This window comes from Stutzerimonas degradans (assembly GCF_024448505.1).
GTDB classification, from domain to species: Bacteria; Pseudomonadota; Gammaproteobacteria; order Pseudomonadales; family Pseudomonadaceae; genus Stutzerimonas; species Stutzerimonas degradans.
The window spans coordinates 37,416-59,476 of sequence record NZ_JAMOHV010000014.1 but is presented as its reverse complement, the minus strand read 5'-3'; the positions used below and the strand labels follow the sequence as shown (position 1 = coordinate 59,476).

At 66.1% G+C, this 22,061-nt stretch carries 19 protein-coding genes; 7 read left to right on the top strand and 12 right to left on the bottom strand.

Translation table 11 applies throughout. The annotated features are described in order from the left end of the window. The first annotated feature begins 8 nt into the window (after nt 1-8). Entirely contained in the window at nt 9-830 is an 822-nt protein-coding gene (locus NAV27_RS16250; protein WP_369805880.1) for a copper resistance protein B, read from the top strand. A 14-nt stretch (nt 831-844) separates the two neighbouring features. After that, nucleotides 845-1,519 carry a c-type cytochrome gene (locus NAV27_RS16245; RefSeq protein WP_102829651.1) on the top strand — a complete coding sequence of 225 codons (675 nt, stop codon included), beginning with the start codon at nt 845-847 and terminating at the stop codon, nt 1,517-1,519. A 128-nt stretch (nt 1,520-1,647) separates the two neighbouring features. Here NAV27_RS16245 and mdoH read toward each other — a convergent pair whose 3' ends face one another. The 8 genes from mdoH to NAV27_RS16205 form a co-directional block, all read right to left on the bottom strand. Further along, on the bottom strand, nt 1,648-4,203 hold the full coding sequence (gene mdoH, locus NAV27_RS16240) for a glucans biosynthesis glucosyltransferase MdoH (protein ID WP_102829614.1): 2,556 nt from the start codon (nt 4,201-4,203) through the stop codon (nt 1,648-1,650). Beyond that, on the bottom strand, nt 4,196-5,713 hold the full coding sequence (locus NAV27_RS16235; protein ID WP_102829615.1) for a glucan biosynthesis protein G: 1,518 nt from the start codon (nt 5,711-5,713) through the stop codon (nt 4,196-4,198). The genes mdoH and NAV27_RS16235 overlap by 8 nt, the downstream gene beginning before the upstream one ends. Nucleotides 5,714-5,975: 262 nt before the next feature. Beyond that, nucleotides 5,976-8,264 (bottom strand): beta-glucosidase BglX, encoded by a 2,289-nt coding sequence (gene bglX, locus NAV27_RS16230; protein WP_102829652.1) that lies wholly within the window; start codon nt 8,262-8,264, stop codon nt 5,976-5,978. Between the two features lie 297 nt (nt 8,265-8,561). Continuing rightward, nucleotides 8,562-9,161 carry an NAD(P)H:quinone oxidoreductase gene (wrbA, locus tag NAV27_RS16225; RefSeq protein WP_102829616.1) on the bottom strand — a complete coding sequence of 200 codons (600 nt, stop codon included), beginning with the start codon at nt 9,159-9,161 and terminating at the stop codon, nt 8,562-8,564. A 98-nt stretch (nt 9,162-9,259) separates the two neighbouring features. Next, the gene (locus NAV27_RS16220; protein ID WP_102829617.1) at nt 9,260-9,958 is read right to left on the bottom strand and encodes a pirin family protein; all 699 of its coding nucleotides are present in this window, start codon (nt 9,956-9,958) and stop codon (nt 9,260-9,262) included. Nucleotides 9,959-10,105: 147 nt separating this feature from the next. Further along, nucleotides 10,106-10,648: a DUF3087 domain-containing protein gene (locus NAV27_RS16215; RefSeq protein ID WP_102829618.1), complete on the bottom strand. Its 543-nt coding sequence runs from the start codon at nt 10,646-10,648 to the stop codon at nt 10,106-10,108. A gap of 72 nt (nt 10,649-10,720) precedes the next feature. Next, a complete protein-coding gene (locus tag NAV27_RS16210) occupies nt 10,721-11,431 on the bottom strand; it encodes an LrgB family protein (protein ID WP_043297239.1) in 711 nt (236 codons plus the stop codon). Next, on the bottom strand, nt 11,428-11,793 hold the full coding sequence (locus tag NAV27_RS16205) for a CidA/LrgA family protein (protein ID WP_102829619.1): 366 nt from the start codon (nt 11,791-11,793) through the stop codon (nt 11,428-11,430). The genes NAV27_RS16210 and NAV27_RS16205 overlap by 4 nt, the downstream gene beginning before the upstream one ends. Before the next feature lie 70 nt (nt 11,794-11,863). Between NAV27_RS16205 and NAV27_RS16200 the strand changes: the two genes are divergently transcribed. From NAV27_RS16200 to NAV27_RS16185, 4 genes are all read left to right on the top strand, one after another. Then, nucleotides 11,864-12,094: a hypothetical protein gene (locus NAV27_RS16200; protein WP_139346430.1), complete on the top strand. Its 231-nt coding sequence runs from the start codon at nt 11,864-11,866 to the stop codon at nt 12,092-12,094. After that, nucleotides 12,091-13,509, top strand: a complete 1,419-nt coding sequence (gene ccoG / locus NAV27_RS16195; RefSeq protein ID WP_102829620.1) for a cytochrome c oxidase accessory protein CcoG — start codon at nt 12,091-12,093, stop codon at nt 13,507-13,509. Before NAV27_RS16200 ends, ccoG begins: the two co-directional genes overlap by 4 nt. A 34-nt stretch (nt 13,510-13,543) precedes the next feature. Then, nucleotides 13,544-14,953 carry a GntR family transcriptional regulator MpaR gene (gene mapR / locus NAV27_RS16190; protein ID WP_043297242.1) on the top strand — a complete coding sequence of 470 codons (1,410 nt, stop codon included), beginning with the start codon at nt 13,544-13,546 and terminating at the stop codon, nt 14,951-14,953. Between the two features lie 75 nt (nt 14,954-15,028). Next, nucleotides 15,029-15,370, top strand: a complete 342-nt coding sequence (locus NAV27_RS16185) for an FKBP-type peptidyl-prolyl cis-trans isomerase (RefSeq protein WP_043297243.1) — start codon at nt 15,029-15,031, stop codon at nt 15,368-15,370. A gap of 1 nt (nt 15,371) precedes the next feature. Here the strand turns inward: NAV27_RS16185 and NAV27_RS16180 are convergent, their stop codons facing one another. From NAV27_RS16180 to NAV27_RS16170, 3 genes are all read right to left on the bottom strand, one after another. Beyond that, entirely contained in the window at nt 15,372-16,709 is a 1,338-nt protein-coding gene (locus tag NAV27_RS16180) for a GGDEF domain-containing protein (protein ID WP_102829621.1), read from the bottom strand. 148 nt (nt 16,710-16,857) lie between these two features. Continuing rightward, nucleotides 16,858-17,574, bottom strand: a complete 717-nt coding sequence (locus tag NAV27_RS16175; protein WP_180981464.1) for an MBL fold metallo-hydrolase — start codon at nt 17,572-17,574, stop codon at nt 16,858-16,860. Nucleotides 17,575-17,665: 91 nt separating this feature from the next. After that, nucleotides 17,666-18,262 (bottom strand): glutathione S-transferase family protein, encoded by a 597-nt coding sequence (locus NAV27_RS16170; protein ID WP_054093297.1) that lies wholly within the window; start codon nt 18,260-18,262, stop codon nt 17,666-17,668. 139 nt (nt 18,263-18,401) lie between these two features. Here NAV27_RS16170 and NAV27_RS16165 point away from each other — a divergent pair, with 139 nt between their 5' ends. Then, nucleotides 18,402-18,974 carry a TetR/AcrR family transcriptional regulator gene (locus tag NAV27_RS16165; RefSeq protein WP_054093298.1) on the top strand — a complete coding sequence of 191 codons (573 nt, stop codon included), beginning with the start codon at nt 18,402-18,404 and terminating at the stop codon, nt 18,972-18,974. A 1-nt stretch (nt 18,975) separates the two neighbouring features. On the opposite strand, the gene NAV27_RS16160 is transcribed toward NAV27_RS16165, so the two are convergent. Continuing rightward, nucleotides 18,976-22,056, bottom strand: coding sequence for an efflux RND transporter permease subunit (locus NAV27_RS16160; RefSeq protein ID WP_102829623.1), 3,081 nt, complete (start codon nt 22,054-22,056; stop codon nt 18,976-18,978). Nucleotides 22,057-22,061 lie beyond the last annotated feature (5 nt).

Below are 22,061 nucleotides of genomic sequence, written 5' to 3'. Positions count from 1 at the left end.
AGCAGGGCATGGATCATTCCGCGCATGACAGCCACGCCGGAGCGGCACAACACAGCCCGATGCAACATGACGGCATGGATCACGGCTCGATGGCGCATCCGCCCGTCTCCGCCCCGTCGCCGGCCGCATCAGTGCCGCCGCTCAGCGATGCGGATCGCGCCGCCGCCTTCCCAGACCTGCCGCCACACGCGATGCACCAGGGAGGGAGCCACTTCCTGTTCCTGGCCGATCAACTGGAATGGCAGGACGCCGATGCAGGCAGCGCGCTGGCCTGGGATATCTCCGGCTGGTATGGCGGTGACATCGACCGCCTGGCCTTCCGTTCCGAGGGCGAGCGCACCGACGGTCATACCGAAGAAGCCGAGCTGCAGCTGCTCTGGAGCCATGCCGTCGGCCCCTGGTGGGAAACCGTTGCCGGCGTGCGCCAGGACTTCAAGCCCGGCTCGCCGCAGACCTGGGCGGCCTTCGGCGTGCAGGGCATGCCGCTGTTCGGCCTGGAAACCGAAGTCACCGCCTTTCTCGGCGAAGGCGGCCAGAGCGCGCTGCGCCTGGAGGCCGAGTACGACATCCTGCTGACCCAGCGCTGGGTGCTGCAACCCACCGCCGAACTCAACCTGCACGCGCGCAACGACGAGGCCCGTGGTGTCGGTTCGGGGCTCAGCGATGCGGGCTTCGGAGTGCGCCTGCGCTACGAGATCAATCGCCAGTTCGCGCCCTACATCGGCGTTACCTGGAATCGCGCCTATGGCAACACCGCCGACCTGCTGCGTGACGAAGACGAAGATGTCAGCGACACCCGCCTGGTCGCCGGCATACGATTCTGGTTTTGAGCAAAGCCGCACGCATGAAAACAACAATCAAGACTTTGGCGCTGGCCGGCGCCGTGCTGGCCGTCGTCGGTGGCGGCGCCATCTACTCCGGTGTCTTCAACGTCGCCGCCGATGCGCCGCACTCGCAAGTAGTCGAGCGCCTGCTGGAAATCGCCCGTGAGCGCTCGATCGCCGTGCGCAGTCGGAGCATCGACGTGCCTGATCTAAACGATGCGGCGCTGATCCGTTCGGGTGCGGGCAACTACCGCGCCATGTGCATCGGCTGCCATCTGGCGCCGGGCATGAGCGACACGGAACTGAGCGCGAGCCTCTACCCCGCGCCACGCCAGCTTCACCAATTCGGCACCGGCGGCGATCCCGCGCGCGCCTTCTGGATCATCAAGCACGGCATCAAGGCCAGTGGCATGCCGGCCTGGGGCAAGAGCATGAGCGACCCGTACATCTGGGGTATGGTGGCGTTTCTCGAACGTCTGCCACAGCTCGACGTGGCGCAATACCGCGCACTGGTCGCGCAGAGTGAAGGCCACCAGCATGGCGGCGGGGAAGCCGACATGCACGACCACAGCGGCCAGCATTCCAGCCACGACGCACCGACCGAAGGCACCCATCACCCTCCCGCCGATGCACCCGATACCACCGTCCAGCGCAACGTGCACCGGCACGCCGACGGCAGCCAGCACCTGCACTGAACACAGGGCACTCGGGAAACGCAGAGAAGACGAGCCAGCTGAGCCCGGCTCTTCGAAGCGAACCCGCTGCGCGCGGGTTCGAGGGGACGCACTGGCCACGTTGCCGGGCAACGTGGCCAGTTGCGGTTTCAGGAGCCGGCGGACGATGCCCTGGAGCGCTGGTAGGCGTCGTGCCAGGCCTGATAGCGCGGATCCTGCCAGATGCGCTGATGAAGGCGCGCCATGCCGTTGGGGTCGTTGAGCAGACGCCAGCGCGCCGCTTCGGCAGCACCATCGGGGCCGGCTTCGAGAATCTGCTGCATGCGCTGCTCGCGCAACTGCTCGGCCGCCGGCACCACCTTGGCGTGGCGCGCACGCGCCATTCCACAGACCAGCGCGTTGTACAGCGGGTCCACCGTCGCGGCGATGAAGCCGTCGTGCAGGGCGTTGTCGTGGTTCTCGCGGGCGTAGCGATCGGTCGCCGCCAGCTCCTGCGGCGGATTGAACTCCTCGGGAATCAGGAACAGCTTGCGCCGCAGCGCCGCCAGCCCCAACCCGGTACGGCTGGTAATCACCGACACCGGCGCCGAGAGGATCAGCGAGCCGACGATCGGCGCCAGCCACCACAGGAACGCCGGGTCGAGCCAGGCCACCAGCGCTGTCCAGAGCACGCCCAGCAGCATCTGCGGACCATGCCGCCGTAGGGCCTCGCTCCACGGGGTGGCGTTGTCGGCACGTTGCGGCGACTGCCACTGCACCGACCAGCCGAGGAACGCGGCGGTGACGAACACCGTGTGGAACAGCATGCGCACCGGCGCCGCCAGCATCGAGAACAGCGACTCCAGCAGCATCGACAGCAGCAGCCGCAGCCGCCCACCGTACTCGTTCGCGCCCTTGATCCAGATGAGCAGCACGCTCAACAGCTTGGGCAGGAACAGCAGCGTCAGCGTGGCCGAGAACAGCATGATGGCCTCTTCCGGATGCCACTGCGGCCACAGCGGATAGAGCTGGTTCGGCTGCAGGAAGTACTCCGGCACCATCAGGGTGTGAATCGCCAGCAGGCCGGTGGACAGCACCAGGAAGATGAACCACAGCGGCGCCGACAGGTAGGACATCACGCCGGTGAGGAACACGAAGCGGTGCACGGTGTGCATGCCCTTGACCAGGAACAGGCGGAAGTTCATCAGGTTGCCGTGGCACCAGCGACGGTCGCGCTTGAGTTCGTCGAGCAGGTTGGGCGGCAGTTCCTCGTAGCTACCCGGCAGGTCATAGGCGATCCACACACCCCAGCCGGCGCGGCGCATCAACGCGGCCTCGACGAAGTCGTGGGAGAGGATGGCACCGGCGAACGAACCCTTGCCCGGCAACGGCGCCAGCGCGCAGTGCTCGATGAACGGCTTGACCCGGATGATCGCGTTATGCCCCCAGTAATGCGATTCGCCCAGCTGCCAGAAGTTGAGTCCGGCGGTGAACAGCGGGCCGTAGACGCGCGTGGCGAACTGCTGCATGCGCGCATAGAGGGTGTCCATGCCCGATGCGGTGGGCGCCGTCTGAATGATGCCGGCGGAGGGATTGGCCTCCATCAGCCGCACCAGGCTGGTCAGGCAATCGCCGCTCATCACGCTGTCGGCATCGAGCACCACCATGTAGCGGTAGCTGCTGCCCCAGCGACGGCAGAAGTCGTCGATGTTGCCGCTCTTGCGCTTCACCCGGCGCCGGCGCCGGCGGTAGAAGATATGGCCGAAACCGTCGACCTCGCGGCACAGCTCCAGCCAGGCTTTCTGCTCGGCTACGCAGATGTCGGGATCGTTGCTGTCGCTGAGCACGAAGATATCGAAGTGCTCGATCTGCCCCGTGGCCAGCAGCGACTCGTAGGTCGCGCGCAGACCGGCGAACACCCGCGGCACGTCTTCGTTGGCGATGGGCATCACCAGCGCGGTGCGCGCTTCGCGCGGGATCGGCTCGTTGCCGAGCGTGCTGGCGGAAATGTTGTAGCGGTCGCGACCCTTGAGCAGCTGGAAGAAGCCCATCAGTGCCGTCCAGAAGCCCACCGACACCCAGCAGAACAGCAAGGCGAACAGCAGCAGGATGCTGGTCTGCACCACGTAAGGCAGGATCTGCCGCGCGGATTCCTGCCACGGCTGCTGGAAGACTTCCTGCAGATCGACCAATGCCCAGCCCTGATAGGGCAGCACGGATTTCATGTGCCAGGTGGCGATCACGGTCTGCACCAGCATCAGCGTCAGCAGCAACGTGCGGCGCAGGGCAACCACCTGGCGCCAGCGCGAGTCGCGCTCGACCGGCGGCGGCACCTCCACGGCGCGGTTCTTCTTGCGCAGCAGGCGCCACCAACTCAGGCGCAGCACGTTGGTGTGCCACGGCTCGGGCACCATGCGGGTACGCACGATCGGCGGCGTCGAGCGGATGCAGACGCGCGCCTGGTGATCGCGCATCAGCGCACGCCCACGCTCGAAGGTATCGCCCCAGCCAAGCTTCAGCCGCGCGGCGACCGAGCCCAGCGCACCGGCCGAAGGCGGCACGCCGGGCGCAGTATCCGGGGTCTGCTGGGCGAGGACGCGATGCAGGTCGTCGAGCGTGCCGCCCTCGCGCGCGACCTCATCGGCCAGCGCCTGGCGTTCGGCGTCGGCCAGCGGCAATTGATCGAGATAGTGTCCGCCGAGGGACGCTGACGCCAGGTTATTCATGGATTGGAATCTGGTAGCTCCAGGTTTCGGAAAGCGTCTTCTCGCCTTCCACCAGTGCGGCGCGCAGCTCGACCGGGCGCGCTGCGTCGCGCACTTTCAGCCGCAGCGTCAGGCGCCAGCCCTTGCTCACCGGATTGTAGCGCAGGCTGTTCTCCACCAGTTCGGCGTTGTCGTCGGTACTCACCCGCGTGCTCACCGGCGCATCGGCCGGCAGCGCCGCAAGGTTGGGGCCGACGAAATCGACGATCAGCGCGATGCTGCCGTCAGGCTGGCGGATCAGGTTCGACTGCTTGACGTCGCCGGTGGACAGACGCGTCTGGCTGACCCAGGCAAGTGCCGGATCGTGCAGCGCGGGTTCATCCATCGTGAAATGCAGGCGGTAGGCGAAGTCCAGCGGCTTGCCGGGCTCCGGGCGCTGCTCGGGTACCCAGAAGGCGACGATGTTGTCGTTGGTCTCATCCGGCGTGGGGATTTCGATCAGCTCGACGTGCCCCTTGCCCCAATCGCCGGTCGGCTCGACCCAACCGCTGGGGCGCAGCTCGTAGCGGTCGTCCAGATCCTCGTAGCGGCCGAAATCGCGGGTGCGCTGCAACAGACCGAAACCACGCGGATTCTCCACGCTGTAGCTGCTGATGTTCAGGCGCTTGGGGTTGTTCAGCGGTCGCCAGATCCACTCGCCGTTGCCAGCATGAATCGCCAGGCCTTCGGAATCATGCAGCTGCGGACGGTAGTTGCGCTGCACGCTCGGCTGGTTGGCGCCGAACAGGTACATGCTGGTAAGCGCGCCGAGGCCGAGCTTTTCCACGGGCTCGCGCAGGTAAACCCGCGCCTGCACGTCGACGGTGCTGTCCTTGCCTGGCGTCACCACCATGCGATAGGCACCGGTGGCGCGCGGCGAATCCAGCAGTGCGTAGATCACCAGGTTGCGCCGGTCGGCCTGCGGCCGCTCGATCCAGAATTCACGGAAGCTCGGAAACTCCTCGCCGCTCGGCAAGGCGGTGTCGATGGCCAATCCACGCGCCGAGAGGCCGTAGACCTGACCCTTGCCGATCACGCGAAAATAGCTGGCGCCGAGCAGGGTGATCAGCTCATCGGCCTTTTTTGGCTCGTTCAGCGGATAGAGCACCTTGAAGCCGGCGAAACCGAGGTTCTCCAGGGCGGCAGGTTCGATCTGTACCTGGCCGAAATCGAACATCTGCGGGTCGTAGCGGACTTCCTTGACGCCCTTGCTGGTGATCTCGTTGATCTTCACCGGGACGTTGAAATGCATGCCCTGGTGATAGAACTGCACCTCGAACGGGGTCTTCGCGTCGTGCCAGAGCGCCTTGTCGGGACGGAAACGCAGTTGCTGGTAGTCGGCGAACGCCATGCTGCGGAACACTTCCGGCAGGTTGCTTTGCGGCGCGGCGTAGTTGGCAGCCGCCAGCTCCTCGGCCTTCTTCGCCACGTCGTCAAGGCCGAATGCCCAGCCGTTGCCGGCAAACAGACTCATGGACAGGCCCAGCGCCATGCCCAGCAGGCGCCCGCTACGCGTGCCTGCCCGGAAACCAATGTTTCGTGACACATCCCCTCCTGATTTTCACGATGATGCCGGCCATCGATCGGCGCCGGTCTGTCTGTTGGTCTGCCGTCGGGTTAAATGATTCCCGCGCCGGGTCAATCGAGGCGGCGCATCATCCCACGCCGGACACAGGCCGGATAGATGGTCGCGCACCTTACCTGCGGCCAGCTGCCGCATCGGCAAGCCGGCGGCACGCGGGCGTCACAGTCACTCAGCGCAAGATGAATGCGGCGCTGCGTACCTGCTGCGAATCGAGCCCGATCTGCACCTCGAATTCGCCAGGCTCGGCCACCTGCCGCAGCTGGGCATTGAAGAACCGCAGATCTTTCTCGCCGATGTCGAAGCGGACCTCACGCTCCTCGCCGGCCTTGAGCATGACCTTGCGAAACGCCTTGAGTTCTTTGACCGGGCGAATCACCGACGCCACCTGATCGCGGATGTACAGCTGGACCACCGCAGCACCGTCACGCGAACCGCTGTTCTTCACCTTCACGCTCGCCTGCAAGGTGCCCGGCAGGCGCAGCTCGGCACTCGACAGGGACACGTGCGACAGCTCGAAATCGGTATAGCTCAGGCCGTAGCCGAACGGGTACAGCGGGCCGGTGGGTTCCTCGAAGTACTGCGAGGTGTAGTTGCCCGGCTTGCCCTCGACATAGGGACGCCCGACGCGCAGGTGATTGTAGTAGGTGGGAATCTGTCCCACCGAACGCGGAAAGGAGATCGGCAGCTTGCCGGAAGGGTTGTAGTCGCCGAACAGCACGTCGGCGATCGCATGACCGCCTTCGGTGCCGCTGAACCAGGTTTCCAGGATCGCATCAGCGTTGGCCTTGGCCCAGCCAAGCTCCAACGGCCGGCCGTTCATCAGCACCAGCACCAGCGGCTTGCCGGTTGCCTTGAGCGCGCGTAGCAGCGCCTGCTGGCTGGGTGGAATCTGCAGACTGGTGCGGCTCGAACTCTCGTGGGACATGCCGCGCGATTCACCGACGGCGGCAATCACCACATCGGCACGTTCGGCGGCAGCGACCGCTTCGGCGATCATCTGCGCGGCCGGGCGCGGGTCCTGCACCACTTCGGGCGTGTCCCAGTTGAGGAAGTTCAGGTATTCGACGAGGTGCGGATCGTCGGTAATGTTGGCGCCGCGGGCATGGAGCAGCGTCGCCTTGCCGGCCAGTGCCGCGGTCAGCCCCTGACGCAGCGTCACCGCCTGCGCGGCAACACCGGCGGCCGACCAGCTGCCGAGCATGTCGAGCGGCGAATCGGCCAGCGGGCCGACCAGTGCAATGGTGCCGCTTTTCTTCAGCGGCAGCGTCTGCGCGCGGTTCTCCAGCAGCACCAGCGATTCGCGCGCCACCGCACGCGCCTCCGCCCGGTGCAAACGGCTCTCGGCATCGACGTCCTGCGGATCGTCGGCGGCTGCACCGATGCGCCGCAGCGGATCGTGGAACAGGCCCATGTCGTACTTGGCGCCCAGCACCTCGCGCACCGCAGCGTCGATCTCGCCGATCTCGACTTCGCCATCACGTACCAGCCCGGGCAGTTCGTCGCGGTACAGCGAGTCGGCCATGCTCATGTCGATACCCGCCTTGAGCGCAAGCCGCGCCGCCTCGCGCCCGTCCTGCGCGACGCCGTGGCGCAGCAGCTCGCTGATCGCGCCGTGGTCGCTGACGGTCATCCCGCGAAAGCCCCAGTCGCGGCGCAACAGGTCACGCAGCAGCCAGCTGTTGGCGCTCGCCGGCACGCCGTTGATGGCGTTCAGCGCGACCATCACGCCACCGGCGCCTGCCTCCACGGCCGCGCGGTACGGCGGGAGGAAGTCCTGGTGCATGCGCATCGGGCTCATATCGACCACGTTGTAGTCGCGCCCGCCCTCCACCGCGCCGTACAGCGCGAAATGCTTGACGCTTGCCATGATGCTGTCCGGCGCCGCGACGGATTCGCCCTGATAAGCCTTGACCATCGTGCGGGCGATTTCCGAAACCAGATACGGATCTTCGCCGAAGCCTTCGGAGGTGCGCCCCCAGCGCGGGTCGCGGGAAATGTCCACGGTTGGCGCGAAGGTCATGTCCAGGCCGTCGGCGCTGGCCTCGATGGCCGCCACGCGACCGCTGCGGGCGATGGTCGGCAGATTCCAGCTCGACGCCAGGCCGAGGCCGATCGGGAAGATCGTGCGGTGACCATGCACCACGTCGTAAGCGAAGAAGATCGGAATTCCCAGGCGGCTGCGCCGCGCGGCTTCCTGCATGGGGCGGTTGTCGTGGCGGGTGACGCTATTGAAGGTGCCGCCGATGTGGCCCGCCTGCAGTTCCTCGAGAATCTTCGGCTGCGGCATGTCTGCGCCGATGCTGATCAGCCGCAACTGGCCAATCTTCTCCTCGAGGGTCATGCGCTCGATCAGGCTGTCGATGAACGCCTGCTTGTCGTCCAGCGCAGGAGACTCGGCGGCGATGGCGGCGTGCATGAAAAATCCGGCGAGCAGACCGAACACGGGGAGTCTTTTCACCAACGGCAGTTGGGGTTTCATCGGGAATCTCGTTGCTGCGGGAAGGTACGGTCGCTACGACCGCTAAATGAGACCTCGGCGCCGCAGGATGCATGCGACCACACCGAGCGCTCGGCGCAGAAGTATGACGCGCCGGACCCCGGACAAACCAGAGGGGCGTCGCCAAACAGGAGAAGGGCCGAACGGCCAGGCGGCCGCCCGGCTTTCAACAGGGGGGAACGCCGCACCAGCGGACAGCCGGCGCGGCGGGTACAGCAATGCCGCGCAGGCGCGCGGCACGGGAACGGCGGCGCAGCCTCAGCCCTTGAGCTTCACCGTCAGCTTGGCGACGTGCTCGCCCTGGAAGCGCGCAATGTTCAGCTCCTTCTGCGAAGGCTGGCGAGAGCCGTCGCCACCGGCGATGGTGGTGGCACCATAGGGTGTGCCGCCATTGGTTTCGGAGATGTCGAACAGCTCGCTGGTGCCATAACCGATCGGCACGATGATCATTCCGTGGTGCGCCAGGGTGGTCCAGGTCGAGGTGATGGTCATCTCCTGGCCGCCGCCGGTGCCGGTCGAGCTGAACACGCTGGCGACCTTGCCGTGCAGCGCGCCCTTGGCCCACAGGCCGCCGGTCTGGTCGAGGAAATTGCGCATCTGCCCGGACATGTTGCCGAAGCGGGTCGGCGTACCGAAGATGATCGCGTCGTAGTCGGGCAGTTCGGCCGGGCTCGCCACGGGCGCGGCCTGATCGCTCTTGCCGCCGGCATTCTTGAATACCTCGGCCGGCATGGTTTCCGGCACGCGCTTGATGGTCACCTCGGCACCGGCGACGCAGCGCGCGCCCTCGGCCACGGCATTGGCCATCGTTTCGATATGGCCGTACATCGAGTGATACAGCACGAGAATCTTCGCCATCTTGCTATCTCCTGGGAGGGTTCGGGGTTTCTGAAAGCGTGGGTTGACCATCGTTCCGGCAACCCGGTGAAACAGGTGCAACGAGCCGCCAATCCGGCTCAGGTCACGTCAACCAGCACGATCTCGCTGTCTTCCAACGCCGTAACGGTCAGCTGCGCTTCATCGCGCACCGCCACGCCGTCACCGGTCGCGGCCTGCACGCCGTTGACTTCGATGCGCCCACTGGCGGGCACCAAATAGACCTTGCGGCCGTTCCCTATGGAATAGTCCGCGCTTTGCCCGGCCGCCAGGGTCGCCGCCACCAAACGTGCATTGGCACGGATCGGCAGCGCCTCGCTGTCGTCCGGCATACCGCTGGCCAGCGTGACGAACGCGCCGGCGCGCTCGCCGCGGGGAAACGGCCGGGTACCCCAGGACGGCGCCAGGCCGGAGCGCTCGGGGAAGATCCAGATCTGGAAGATGCGGGTCTCCTCGTCCTCCAGGTTGTACTCGCTGTGGACGATGCCGGTGCCGGCGCTCATGACCTGCACATCACCGGCAACCGTGCGGCCGCGATTGCCCAGGCTGTCCTCGTGGGTGATGGCGCCCTGGCGCACGTAGGTGATGATTTCCATGTCGCGGTGCGGATGCGCGGGGAAACCTGACTGCGGTGCGATCGTGTCGTCGTTCCAGACGCGCAGCCGGCCCCAGTGCATGCGTGCCGGGTCGTGATAGTCGGCGAAGGAAAAATGGTGACGGGCATTCAGCCAGCCGTGATGGGCATGGCCAAGGCTGTCATGGGGACGCAGTTCGATCATGGCAATCTCCTCTGAGGCTGTCCGGCCGGGGCCGGCGCAGCGAACGTGGAGCCATGATGTATTGATCCAATGACGAAATGAGTGCAATTTTCGCGCACTAAACATCGAACAATTCGATTATTTACGTCCGATACCGCTCCGCAGACGTTACTTCTTTGCCGCCGGGAAGCGCTTGACCGTTTCCAGCCAGGCACTATCGAGCTGCCGCTGCTCAATATCCATGCCCAGCGACTCCATCAGTTCGCGGTGCTGGTCGATCTCGCGCGTCGCATCGCTGAGCGCGACGCTGTTACCGTCCAACTGGTGCATCTGGGAGAGCCCCAGATGGTAGAAACGCAGCAGCTGTATGGCCTGCGGATCACGTGCGGCGACGCCGGCCTGCACCTGATGCATGAGGTTGGTGACGCTCATCAGGCTGCGCTTGAGCCGCCAGCCATAGGCGGCAGCCGCCATCCAGGGTTGTTGCCAGAACAGCGCACGCACCAGCACCACGGTGAGCAGCAAGCCAGCCAGCACGCCGCCGATGTTCCAGCGCAGGTTGTCGCCGCCCGGCTCGCCGAACAACGCCACCGCCACCGCGGCAAACCCCATGGCCAGCACGGCGAAGATCGCGATGACCACCATCGTGCTGCGTCGCGTCTGCTGCCGATAACGCTCGGCGCTCATCGGTTGGATCTCGAAAACCACCATGACGGATTCCTTTGCGGGGTCGAACGGGGCGTGGATTATCGCCACAAATGCGCCCACCCCGCTCGGCATTCCTCACCCCAGCGCGAACGGCAGCAGCAGCGCGATCAGAATGCCCAGCAGACTCATGCCCAGCGCCGCGAAGGCGCCGCACTCGTCGCCCTCCTCCAGCGCCCTGGCGGTGCCGATGGCGTGGGCGTTGATACCGTAGCTCAGGCCACGCGCCGCCGGATGCTCGACGCCGGCCCAGCGCAGCAGCAGCGGTCCCAGCGCGGTACCGATGACACCGGTGAGCATGACGAACACCGCCGCCAGCGAAGCCAGGCCGCCCAGCTCCTCGGCCACCAGCATGGCGATCGGCATGGTCGCGGACTTCGGCGCCAGGCTCATCAGCACCGGCAGTTCGGCGCCCAGCAGCCAGGCGATGGCCAGGGTGAGCGCCACACAGAGCAGCCCGCCGACCACCAGCGTGATGACGATCGGCCAGAACAACTGGCGAATGCGCCGCAGGTGACGGTACAGCGGCACCGCCAGCGCCACGGTCGCCGGCCCCAACAGCATGGCGATCGGTGCGGCGCCCTCGCGGTAGCGCGGGTACTCCACGCCGACCAGCGTCAGCGTGGCGACCACCAGCAGCATGCCGATCATCACCGGCTGCAACACCAACCAGCCGCTGCGCCGGTACAGCATCAGCGCCAGCTGGAAGGCAATCAGCGTAAGCACCACGGCAAACAGTGAATGCGCCAGCACGTCATTCCAGGCCAAGCGCCAGTCGAGCACGCTCATGTCTGATCCTCCGCACGTTGCTCCTGACGGCGGATCAGCCGCTGCATCAGCCAGCCACAGAACGGCACGGTAATCAGCAGCGACAGCACCAGCCCCGCGGCGATGGCCGGCAGGTCATCGAGCAGTGCCGAGCCGCTGGTCATGATCCCGGCGGCCGGGACGATCAATAGCAGCGGCAGGTACTGCAGCAGCAGCGCGGCGGTCTTTTCCAGCGACTCGGGAATTCCGCGACGCGCCAGCAGCAGGACGAACAGCAGCAGCATGCCGAGAATCGGCCCCGGCAACGCCGGCAGCAGTACGAGATTCAGCACATGGCCAAGCAGCTGCAGCAGCACCAGCCAGGTCAACCCTTGAAGAATCATCGTGCGCCCTCCCCGTGCCGCGGTTGCTGGTTCATTGCCGGCGTCCCCCTCAATGCAAAAGGCTCCGACTATGGACGCAGCGGCCGTTGCGCAACAGGATCAGATGCACGCAAAAAAAGCGGATCAGCTGTATACAAAGCAAGGTGCTGATACAGGTCAACTGCGCGCGTCAGCACGGTTTTGCCGCGGCACTGAACGCCATCTGATCCGTATTTATGCGTTTCATCTGAGTCTGTTATGCAGTTGCTGCGCCACCGATCATCCGCTCGCCCGAACTGCCCATGAGGCGAGCGCCAAATGAACGACCGCATCCCCGCACAACTCATCGAAACCGTCGACGCGAGCACGCCTATTCGCCTCACGCCCGCGCAAAGCGGCGGGCCGATTCACACCCGCAGCTTCAGCGGCTATTTCCGTAACCTGCGCCTGTTGGGCGGCGGCCTGCTCATGCTGCTCTACTTCGGCACCGTCTGGCTGAACTGGAACGGTCGCCAGGCGGTGCTGTGGGATCTCGGTCAGCAGCAGTTCCATATCTTCGGCGCGACCTTCTGGCCGCAGGATTTCATCCTGCTCTCAGCGCTCCTGATCATCGCGGCGTTCGGCCTGTTTTTCATCACCGTACTGGCCGGCCGCGTCTGGTGCGGCTACGCCTGCCCGCAGAGCAGCTGGACCTGGATGTTCATGTGGGCGGAGAAAGTCACCGAAGGCGACCGCCTGCAGCGCATCAAGCTCGACGCCGCGCCCTGGTCGCCCGGCAAGCTGCTGCGCCGCAGCGCCAAGCACGCGCTGTGGCTGGCGATCAGCCTGGCCACCGCGCTGACCTTCGTCGGCTACTTCACACCAGTGCGCGAACTGGTGGGCGACCTCACGCGCCTGGACATCGGCCTCACCAGCGCCTTCTGGCTGCTGTTCTTCACCGCCGCCACCTACCTCAACGCCGGCTGGCTGCGCGAACAGGTGTGCCTGCACATGTGTCCGTACTCGCGCTTCCAGAGCGTGATGTTCGACGCCGATACCCTGCTGGTCTCCTATGATGCCGCGCGTGGCGAAGCCCGCGGCGCGCGGCGCAAGGACAGCGACCCACGCGCGCAGAATCTGGGCGACTGCATCGACTGCACGCTGTGCGTACAGGTTTGCCCCACCGGCATCGACATCCGCGATGGGCTGCAGCTGGACTGCATCAGCTGCGGTGCCTGCATCGACGTCTGCGACGGCGTCATGGACCGGATGGGCTATGCCCGTGGCCTGCTGCGCTACACCTCCGAACGCGCACTCAACCGTGGCGCGACACGCTTCTTCCGGCCACGCCTGGTCGCTTATGCCGTGGCGCTGATGGCGATGATCGGTGCCTTCATCTGGGCGCTGGAGGCGCGGCCGCAACTGCAGTTGGACGTCACCCGCGACCGCACGCTGTACCGCGAGAACATGCAGGGGCAGATCGAGAACATGTATCGCCTCAAGCTGATCAACAAAACGCAGCAGCCGCGCCGCTACGCACTGACGCTGACGGACGGTCCGTTCGCGCTGCACGGTCCGGCCGAGGTCAGCCTGGCGCCGGGCGAGATCGCCGATCTGCCGGTCAGCGTCGCGCTGCTCGACGACACGCACGAATTCAGCCAGGAAGTGCATTTCGAGGCCCGCGACCTGGCCCAACCGGCCAGCCGGGTGCGCACGCCGAGCACCTTCGTCGCTCCCCTCGCCGCGCTGCACCAGTAGACTGGCCGCTCTACCCGCCACCATCAGGGTCCCGATGAAGCGCTACGAAAAGTTCGCCGACGAGATTGCCGAGCTGATCCGCAGCGGCGTGCTCGCCCCCGGACAGAAGGTGCCCTCGGTGCGCCACGCCAGCCGCACCTACGGCGTCAGCCCGTCCACGGTGTTCCAAGCCTACTACCTGCTGGAGGATCGCGGGCTGATCCAGGCGCGGGCCCGCTCGGGCTATTTCGTCCGCGAACACGCCAAACGTCCGCTGCACGAGCCGGAGATCGGCGCGCGCCCCGCGGAAACCACCGATGTGGACGTCAGCGAACTGGTGTTCTCGGTGCTCGCCTCGCTACGCGATCCGGCCACGGTGCCGTTCGGTTCGGCCTTTCCCAGCCCCGAGCTGTTTCCGCTGCCGCGCCTGGCGCGCTCAATGGCGCAGAGCGTGCGCGACATGCCGGCGCGCGAGGTGATCGCCGAGATGACCGCCGGCAATCCCGACCTGCGCCGGCAGATCGCCCTGCGCTACATGGTCAGCGGCGTGATGCTGCCGATGGACGAGCTGGTGATCACCACCGGCGCCATGGAAGCGCTGAACCTCTGCCTGCAGGTGGTGACCGAGCCGGGCGATCTGGTGGCGATCGAGGCGCCGGCCTTCTACGCCACGCTGCAGGTGCTGGAACGGCTCAAGCTCAAGGCGGTGGAGATTCCCGTCCACCCGCGCGAAGGCATCGACCTCGACATCCTCGCCGACCGCCTGGCGCACCTGCCGATCAAGGCCTGCTGGTTCATGAGCAGCCTGCAGAACCCGCTGGGCGCGAGCATGGGCGAGGCGAAGAAGCAGCAGCTCTACGATCTGCTGCAGCACCATCAGGTGCCGCTGATCGAGGACGACGTTTACGCCGAGCTGTACTTCACCCGCGAGCCGCCGCGCCCGGTAAAGAGCCACGACCGCGACGGCCTGGTGATGCACTGCGGCTCCTTTTCCAAGAGCCTGGCGCCCGGCTACCGCGTCGGCTGGGTCGCCGGCGGGCGCTTTGCCGAACAGATCGCCCGGCTCAAGCTGATGACCACCATCTCGCCCTCGGTGCCAGCGCAGGCCGCCATCGCCGACTACCTGCAGCATGGCGGCTACGACCGTCACCTGCGCAAGCTGCGCCATGCGCTGGAAATGCAGCAGGGCGCGATGCTCGCCTCCGCCGCCCGGCATTTCCCGGCCAGCACGCGGGTCACGCGACCCAGCGGCGGTTATTTTCTCTGGTTCGAATTCCCCGAACAGGTCGATTCGCTGCAGCTGCTGCAACTGGCGCTGGCGCAGGGCATCAGCCTGGCCCCGGGGCCGATCTTCTCGGCGACCCGGCGCTTTCGCAACTGCGCGCGGCTGAACCACGGGCACCCCTGGGACGCCCGCAGCGACGACGCGATGGCGCTGCTGGGGCGGATGATCAAGTCGTTCTGAGCGCCTGTGCAGACTTGCCAGGGCGCGCGATTCCTGCGAAAAAGCCGCCCCTTTCCCAACGTGTGCGAGACGACGATGAGCGACGAGCTGCTGATCGAGGATATCCAGACCGGCGACGGCAAGGCCGTGGTCAAGGGCGCGCTGATCACCACCCAATACCGCGGCACGCTGGAAGACGGCACCGTGTTCGATTCCTCCTACGAACGCGGCAAGCCCTTTCAATGCGTGATCGGCAGCGGACGGGTGATCAAGGGTTGGGATATCGGTCTGATGGGCATGAAGGTCGGCGGCAAGCGCAAGCTGTTCGTGCCAGCGCATCTGGCCTATGGCGAGCGCCAGGTCGGCGCGCACATCAAGCCGAATTCGAATCTGCACTTCGAGATCGAACTGCTGGAAGTGCTGACCCGCGACGATTGAGTCAGGCGCAATCCAGCGGCTGCTGGCGGCGGCGCGCCTTGATCAGGTACATGCGGTCGTCGGCCTGCTTGAGCAGTTGCGCCTCGGCCTCGCCGTCCTCGGGGTAATGCGCGATGCCGATGCTCAGGCCAGCAACCAGCTGGTGGCCGACCAGATCCACCGGCTGCTCGAACACCGCGCGAATCTTGTCGACGACCCGCTCGGCGTCCGCCGGATGCGCGATGCTTTCCAGCAACACCACGAACTCGTCGCCGCCCAGCCGGGCGACCGTATCGCTGTCGCGCACACAGTGCACCAGCCGCTCGGCGACCGCCCGCAGCAGATGATCGCCGGCACTGTGGCCGAAGCTGTCGTTGACCTGCTTGAAACGATCCAGATCGATGTAGAGCAAGGCGAACCGTCCACCGTTGCGCCGCACCCGTGCCAGCGCTGTGCCCAGGCGGTCGGCGAAACAGGCACGATTCGGCACGCCGGTCAGTTCATCGTACTGGGCCATGCGCTGCAGGCGTGCGTACAGCTGTTTGCGCTCGATGGCGGTGACCACCTGGGTGGACACGAACTGCAACAGCTCCTGGTCTTTCTCGGTGTACGGCACGCCTTTGCTCTTCAGCAGCAGCGCGCCGATCACGCCTTCGCGCGAGTTGAGCGGCACGCCCAGCCAGCACGCCGCATCGGCGCTGTTCAACGGCAGCACCAGCATCGGCACCGATTGCGCATTGAAGCGCAGCGGCTGGCCGCCATGCAGCACGGAAAAACACAGGGAAGCCACCGGCTCCGGCGGTGGGGCTAGCGAATCGGGCGCGAGCGCCTGGTAGGGGTAGCCCAATTCGCCGCTGGCGGAATCACGAATGGCAACGATGAAATCGTCGACCGGCAGTAGCTGGGCCACGGTCAGGTGGATCTGCTGATACAGCGCGGCAAGGTCCTTGGCCGCGTGCGCCGCTTCGGAGATCGAATAGAGTGCCGCCTGCATCGCTTCGGACTGTTTGCGCCGGGTGATGTCCCGCGCCACGCCGATGCGCAGCTTGTTGTCGGTCGACCAGCAGGCCGACCACATGATGTGCACGACCGTGCCGTCCTTGCGCACGTAGCGGTTCTCGAAATGCAGCAGCGGCTGACCGACCATCACCTCCTCCGCCGCGGCCAGAGTACGCGCCCGATCCTCGGGATAGACCATCTCGATCATCCGCTTGCCGAGCATCTCCTCCGGCGTATAGCCGAAGATGCGCTCGCAGGCCGCGCTGACGAAAACGAAATTGCCCTGCGCATCGACGACGCAGATGGCGTCGAGCAACAGATCAATGACACTCGCCAGCGGCGCGTAGTTTTCCGTTTTCATCGCGGCAGACCTGCTTCGGCTCTTCGGCACGATTAGCCAATCAGACTGTGACGCAGTCTTCACGTTTGGCACATCATGGCTTAATCCGCCTGGCAACGCATTGCCTAAATGAAGGTTGTTCGTGAGGTTTTTTTACCGCGTCTCGCCTTCACTGAATCCAGCGTGGATAAAAGCCCAGCGCGGCTTGCGCAGCGGCCTCCGTCAGCGGCGCAACGGCCGCTGCCGCCTCAGGTCGCTGCGCAGATTGACCGTCGCCACGGAAGAAGAAGCGGCGTCCGTCGGCCAGCGTCAGGAAAACTCCAAGCGCGCCATGCCCTTCCAGCGGCACCAGCACCAGCGCACCGTCACCGAACAGGTCCAGACTCCGCGCATAGTCAAGATACGGTCCGGACTCGAACTGCAGCGTCTGCCAGCGGACCGCATGGCGGAACTGGCTCGGCAACACCGCAGGCGGTGTCGCGGCCCGCAGGTAGCGCAGACTGTCCGCACTGGCCGCGACGGGCACCTCCGGATAATCGGCTAGCCCCGACGCGTGCTCCCAGCGCACGCAGCCGAGCAGAATGCGATCGACCGTCAGACCGTCGCGCTCGAGCTGGTCGCGTACCGCATGTACCTCGCCGTAATGCTTGATGCGCCACGGCACCTCGGCATCCACCTGGGCATCGATCTGGCGCCCCAGCCCGGTGCCGAACAGCAAGCGGGTCTGGCCATGCTCAATGAGGATCGCCAAGTGGTTCACCGGCGGCGATTGCTGCCAGCCGCCGCGGCGCCAGGAATATTCGCTTCGGCTGTCGCTCTGCGCCGTCTTGACCAGGCTGAAGCGCAACCCGTCGGCAGCCGCCGCGCTGCCTACCACACCGAGCATGAGCATCGCGAGCAGCCCCAGCAGTCGTGCCGCCCCGGTTGACGACCGGAAACGCTTGGCGGGCGCCCGGCCGTTTCGCGCGAACATGGCCTTACAACCCAGGCATGCCGACATAGCCGGGCAGCGCGCGGATGCGGGCGAACCAGGCTTGCAGCGCCGGATATTGGCTGAGGTCCAGACCGCCGTCGCCGCCCAGCGCGACATTGGGATACACGGCGATGTCGGCAATGGTCGGCTGCGCCGTTTCCGCGAGCCAGTCGTGCACGGCCAGATGCCGTTCGAGGACGCGCAACGCGCTCAGCGCGCGGGCCTGCGCCAACTCCGCATCGATCGGCATGCCGAACAGCTTGCCCACCCGCACCGTGGCCGGGCCGTGCTGCGTTTCATTGGCGGCGAAGCTCAGCCAGCCGGCGATCCGACCCTGCGTTTCGGCCTCCAGCGGGTACCAGCACTCATCGGCATAACGCCGCGCCAGGTAGACCAGGATCGCCTGCGAATCGCCCAGGCGGAACTCGCCATCTTCCAGCGCAGGCACCTGCCCGCGCGGATTGATGGCGCGAAACGCCGGCTGCTTCTGCTCGCCCTTCAGCAGGTCGACCGGGAGCAGCTCGACAGGCTGGCCGATCAGGCTGAGAAACAGACGCACCTTGTGGCAATTGCCGGACAGCGTCATGTCGTGGAGTTTCATGGTCACACCCTCGTGGTTGTTGTGCACTGGATAATAGACAGACCTGTCTGTACACTTCAAGCGCAAAGATGACCAACGGACGGCAACTGGAGCGCGCAGCGAACGCTCGCGCATAATGGCCGTTCCGAAGGAGGCACTCATGGCATCGAACAAGCGCGACCAGCTGCTCAGCACCGCCGAAGACCTGTTCTATCGCGACGGCTATCACGCCACGGGCATCGACCGGATTCTGGCCGAATCCGGCGTGGCCAAGATGACCCTGTACAAGCACTTCAAATCCAAGGATGAGCTGATCGTCGCCGTGCTCGACGCGCGCCACGAGGCGATGCTCGCGCGGCTGCGCGAACGCGCCGCGAAGCTGCCGCCGCGCGCGGCGCTGCTGGGAATATTCGACGGCCTGCACGGCATGATCCACGGCGACGGGCGCTTCTGCGGCTGCCTGTTCGTTAACGCCGCCGCGGAGTATCACGACCGCGATCACCCCATTCATCGGCGCTCGGCCGCCTACAAGGCCGAGCTGCAGACCTACCTGCGCGAGCTGCTGGAGCGCCTTGATGCACCGGCGCCCGCGCAGCTTGCGCGCCAGCTGCAGTACCTGCTCGAAGGGGCGCTGAGCATGGCGCACATCGAAGGCCCTGGCGACCAGGCACGGGACGCCCGGGCGGCGGCCGAGCAACTGCTCGCGGCCGCCGGCATCCGCGCATCCGACTGAATCAGGCGGGCTTGGCTTCCGACTCGCGCACGCGGAACCACGCCGCGTAGAGCGCCGGCAGGAACAGCAGCGTCAGTGCTGTGGCGACGATCAGCCCGCCCATGATCGCCACCGCCATCGGCCCGAAGAAGATGCTGCGCGACAGCGGAATCATCGCCAGCACGGAGGCCAGCGCGGTCAGCACGATCGGCCGGAAGCGCCGCACGGTGGCGTCGATGATTGCGTTGAAGCGGTCGTGGCCGGCACCGATGTCCTGCTCGATCTGATCCACCAGGATCACCGAGTTGCGCATGATCATCCCCGACAGCGCGATGGTGCCGAGCATCGCGACGAAGCCGAACGGCTGACGGAACAGCAACAGGAACAGCGTGACGCCGATGATGCCCAGCGGCGCGGTGAGGAATACCATCGCCGAGCGCGAGAAGCTCCTGAGCTGCACCATCAGCAGCGTCACCACCACCAGCACGAACAGCGGCAGACCGGCATTCACCGAACGCTGCCCGCGCTCGGAATCCTCGACGGTACCACCGACCTCCAGCAGATAGCCGCTGGGCAACTGCGCGCGGATGTCCGCCAGCGTCGGCTCGATCTGCCGCACCAGCGAGGCCGGCTGCTGATCGCCATACACGTCGGCACGCACCGTGACCGTCGGCAGGCGGTTGCGGTGCCAGATCACGCCTTCCTCGAAGCCGTACTCCAGCGTCGCCACCTGCGCCAGCGGTACGCTGCGGCCGCTGGCGGTGGGAATGGCCAGGCTGGGCAGCATCGACAGCTCGAGGCGCTCGCGCTCGGTGCCACGCAGCAGGATCTCGATCAGCTCGTTGTCCTCGCGGAACTGGCTGACGCTGCTGCCGATGAAGGTGCGCCGCAGGAATTCCGACAGCTCGGCGGTGCTGACACCCAGCGCGCGGGCGCGGTCCTGATCGACGTCGAGCAGCACCTTCTTGCTCGGCTCCTGCCAGTCCAGATGCACGTTGGCGACGTGCGGATTCTCCGCGACCTTCGCCGCGACCTGCCGGGCGTGGGCACGCACCACATCGATGTGTTCGCCGGTGACGCGGAACTGCACCGGATAGCCCACCGGCGGGCCGTTCTCCAGCCGCGTCACCCGTCCGCGCAGCGCGCTGAAATCCTCGCGCAGGCGCTCGATCAGCCAGCCGCGCAGCTCCTCGCGCGCCTCGATGCTCTGCGCCAGCACGACGAACTGGGCAAAACTGGTCGCCGGCAGTTGCTGGTCGAGCGGCAGGTAGAAGCGCGGCGAGCCGGTGCCGACGTAGGCCACGTAGTTGTCGATTCCCGCACGATCCTTGAGCATCGCCTCCAGCCGCCGGACCTCCGCCTCGGTGGCCTTCAGCGACGCGCCCTCAGCCAGCTTGAGGTCGACCATCAGCTCCAGCCGCCCGGACGCCGGGAAGAACTGCTGCGGCACCAGCCGGAACAGCGCCACCGCCGCGACGAACGCCGCCAGCGTCAGCACGATCACCGTCTTGCGCCGGCGCACGCACAGCGCCACCACGCGTCGTACACGCTGGTAAAAGGCCGTCGAGTACGGGTCGTGGCCGCCGCTGCTACCGCCGTGCTTGCGCGCGGCACGCGCCGCGAGATCCGGCAACAGCTTGTCGCCAAGCAGCGGCACGAAGGTCACTGCGGCGATCCAGGAGGCGATCAGCGCGATGGTCACCACTTGGAAGATCGAGCGGGTGTATTCGCCGGTGCTGGAGTTGGCAGTGGCGATCGGCAGGAAGCCGGCGGCGGTGATCAGCGTGCCGGTCAGCATCGGGAACGCCGTACTGGTCCAGGCGAAGCTCGCGGCCTTGAGCCGGTCGTAGCCCTGCTCCATCTTGATCGCCATCATCTCCACCGCAATGATCGCGTCGTCCACCAGCAGGCCCAGCGCCAACACCAGCGCGCCGAGGGAAATCTTGTGCAGGCCGATGTCCAGGTAATGCATGGTGGCGAAGGTCATCGCCAGCACCAGCGGAATCGACAGCGCCACCACCAGCCCGGTGCGCATGCCGAGCGAGAAGAAGCTCACCAGCAGAACGATCGCCAGCGCCTCGATCAGTACCCGGACGAATTCGCCAACACCGGCCTTCACCGCTGCCGGCTGGTCGGAAACCTTGCGTAGCTGCATGCCGACCGGCAGCTCCTGCTGCAGACGGGCAAACTCCTGCTCCAGCGCCTCGCCGAGCATGAGAATGTCGCCCCCGGCCTTCATCGACACCGCCAGCCCCAGCGCCGGCTCGCCCATGAACCGCATGCGCGGCGCCGGCGGCTCGTTGAAACCGCGGCGAACCTCAGCCACGTCGCCAAGACGGAAGGTGCGACCCTCGAAACGGATGGGGAAATCGCGAATCTGTTCGGCGGTGGTGAAATTGCCGCTGACCCGCAGCTGCACGCGCTCGCTGGGCGTTTCAACGAAGCCCGCCGCGCTCACCGCATTCTGCGCCTGCAGCGCCTGATGCACCGCTTCCAGCGGGACGCCGAGGGTGGCCAGCTTGACGTTGGACAGCTCGATCCAGATCTTCTCGTCCTGCAGGCCGATCAGCTCGACCTTGCCGACGCTCTTGACCCGCTGCAGCTGCAGCTGGATGCGGTCGGCGTAATCCTTGAGCACGGCGTAGTCGAAGCCCTCTCCGGTCAGCGCGTAGATATTGCCAAAGGTGGTGCCGAACTCGTCGTTGAAGAACGGACCCTGAATGCCCGGCGGCAAGGTGTGGCGGATATCGCCGATCTTCTTGCGAATCTGGTACCAGAGCTCGGGAATGTCCTTGGAGCGCAGCGAGTCGCGCGCCATGAAGGTGACGTTGGATTCGCCGGGGCGCGAGAACGACACGATGCGCTCGTACTCACCGGTCTCCATCAGCTTTTTCTCGATGCGCTCGGTAACCTGGCGCGACACTTCCTCGGCGGTGGCGCCCGGCCACTGCGTCTGGATCACCATCGCCTTGAAAGTGAATGGCGGGTCTTCGCTCTGCCCCAGCTTGCCGTAGGACAGCACGCCGACGACGGCGACCAGCAGCATCAGGTAGACCACGACCTGGCGGTTGTGCAGCGCCCAGGCGGAAAGGTTGAAGCGCATCGTGG

Excerpts from the sequence above, each read along its gene's own strand:
- NAV27_RS16250 (WP_369805880.1), top strand. The coding sequence starts at position 9 with ATGGATCATTCCGCGCATGACAGCCACGCCGGAGCGGCACAACACAGC.
- NAV27_RS16245 (WP_102829651.1), top strand. The coding sequence starts at position 845 with ATGAAAACAACAATCAAGACTTTGGCGCTGGCCGGCGCCGTGCTGGCC.
- mdoH (WP_102829614.1), bottom strand. The coding sequence starts at position 4,203 with ATGAATAACCTGGCGTCAGCGTCCCTCGGCGGACACTATCTCGATCAA.
- NAV27_RS16235 (WP_102829615.1), bottom strand. The coding sequence starts at position 5,713 with ATGGCGCTGGGCCTGTCCATGAGTCTGTTTGCCGGCAACGGCTGGGCA.
- wrbA (WP_102829616.1), bottom strand. The coding sequence starts at position 9,161 with ATGGCGAAGATTCTCGTGCTGTATCACTCGATGTACGGCCATATCGAA.
- NAV27_RS16220 (WP_102829617.1), bottom strand. The coding sequence starts at position 9,958 with ATGATCGAACTGCGTCCCCATGACAGCCTTGGCCATGCCCATCACGGC.
- NAV27_RS16215 (WP_102829618.1), bottom strand. The coding sequence starts at position 10,648 with ATGGTGGTTTTCGAGATCCAACCGATGAGCGCCGAGCGTTATCGGCAG.
- NAV27_RS16210 (WP_043297239.1), bottom strand. The coding sequence starts at position 11,431 with ATGAGCGTGCTCGACTGGCGCTTGGCCTGGAATGACGTGCTGGCGCAT.
- NAV27_RS16205 (WP_102829619.1), bottom strand. The coding sequence starts at position 11,793 with ATGATTCTTCAAGGGTTGACCTGGCTGGTGCTGCTGCAGCTGCTTGGC.
- NAV27_RS16200 (WP_139346430.1), top strand. The coding sequence starts at position 11,864 with ATGGACGCAGCGGCCGTTGCGCAACAGGATCAGATGCACGCAAAAAAA.
- ccoG (WP_102829620.1), top strand. The coding sequence starts at position 12,091 with ATGAACGACCGCATCCCCGCACAACTCATCGAAACCGTCGACGCGAGC.
- mapR (WP_043297242.1), top strand. The coding sequence starts at position 13,544 with ATGAAGCGCTACGAAAAGTTCGCCGACGAGATTGCCGAGCTGATCCGC.
- NAV27_RS16185 (WP_043297243.1), top strand. The coding sequence starts at position 15,029 with ATGAGCGACGAGCTGCTGATCGAGGATATCCAGACCGGCGACGGCAAG.
- NAV27_RS16180 (WP_102829621.1), bottom strand. The coding sequence starts at position 16,709 with ATGAAAACGGAAAACTACGCGCCGCTGGCGAGTGTCATTGATCTGTTG.
- NAV27_RS16175 (WP_180981464.1), bottom strand. The coding sequence starts at position 17,574 with ATGCTCGGTGTGGTAGGCAGCGCGGCGGCTGCCGACGGGTTGCGCTTC.
- NAV27_RS16170 (WP_054093297.1), bottom strand. The coding sequence starts at position 18,262 with ATGAAACTCCACGACATGACGCTGTCCGGCAATTGCCACAAGGTGCGT.
- NAV27_RS16165 (WP_054093298.1), top strand. The coding sequence starts at position 18,402 with ATGGCATCGAACAAGCGCGACCAGCTGCTCAGCACCGCCGAAGACCTG.
- NAV27_RS16160 (WP_102829623.1), bottom strand. The coding sequence starts at position 22,056 with ATGCGCTTCAACCTTTCCGCCTGGGCGCTGCACAACCGCCAGGTCGTG.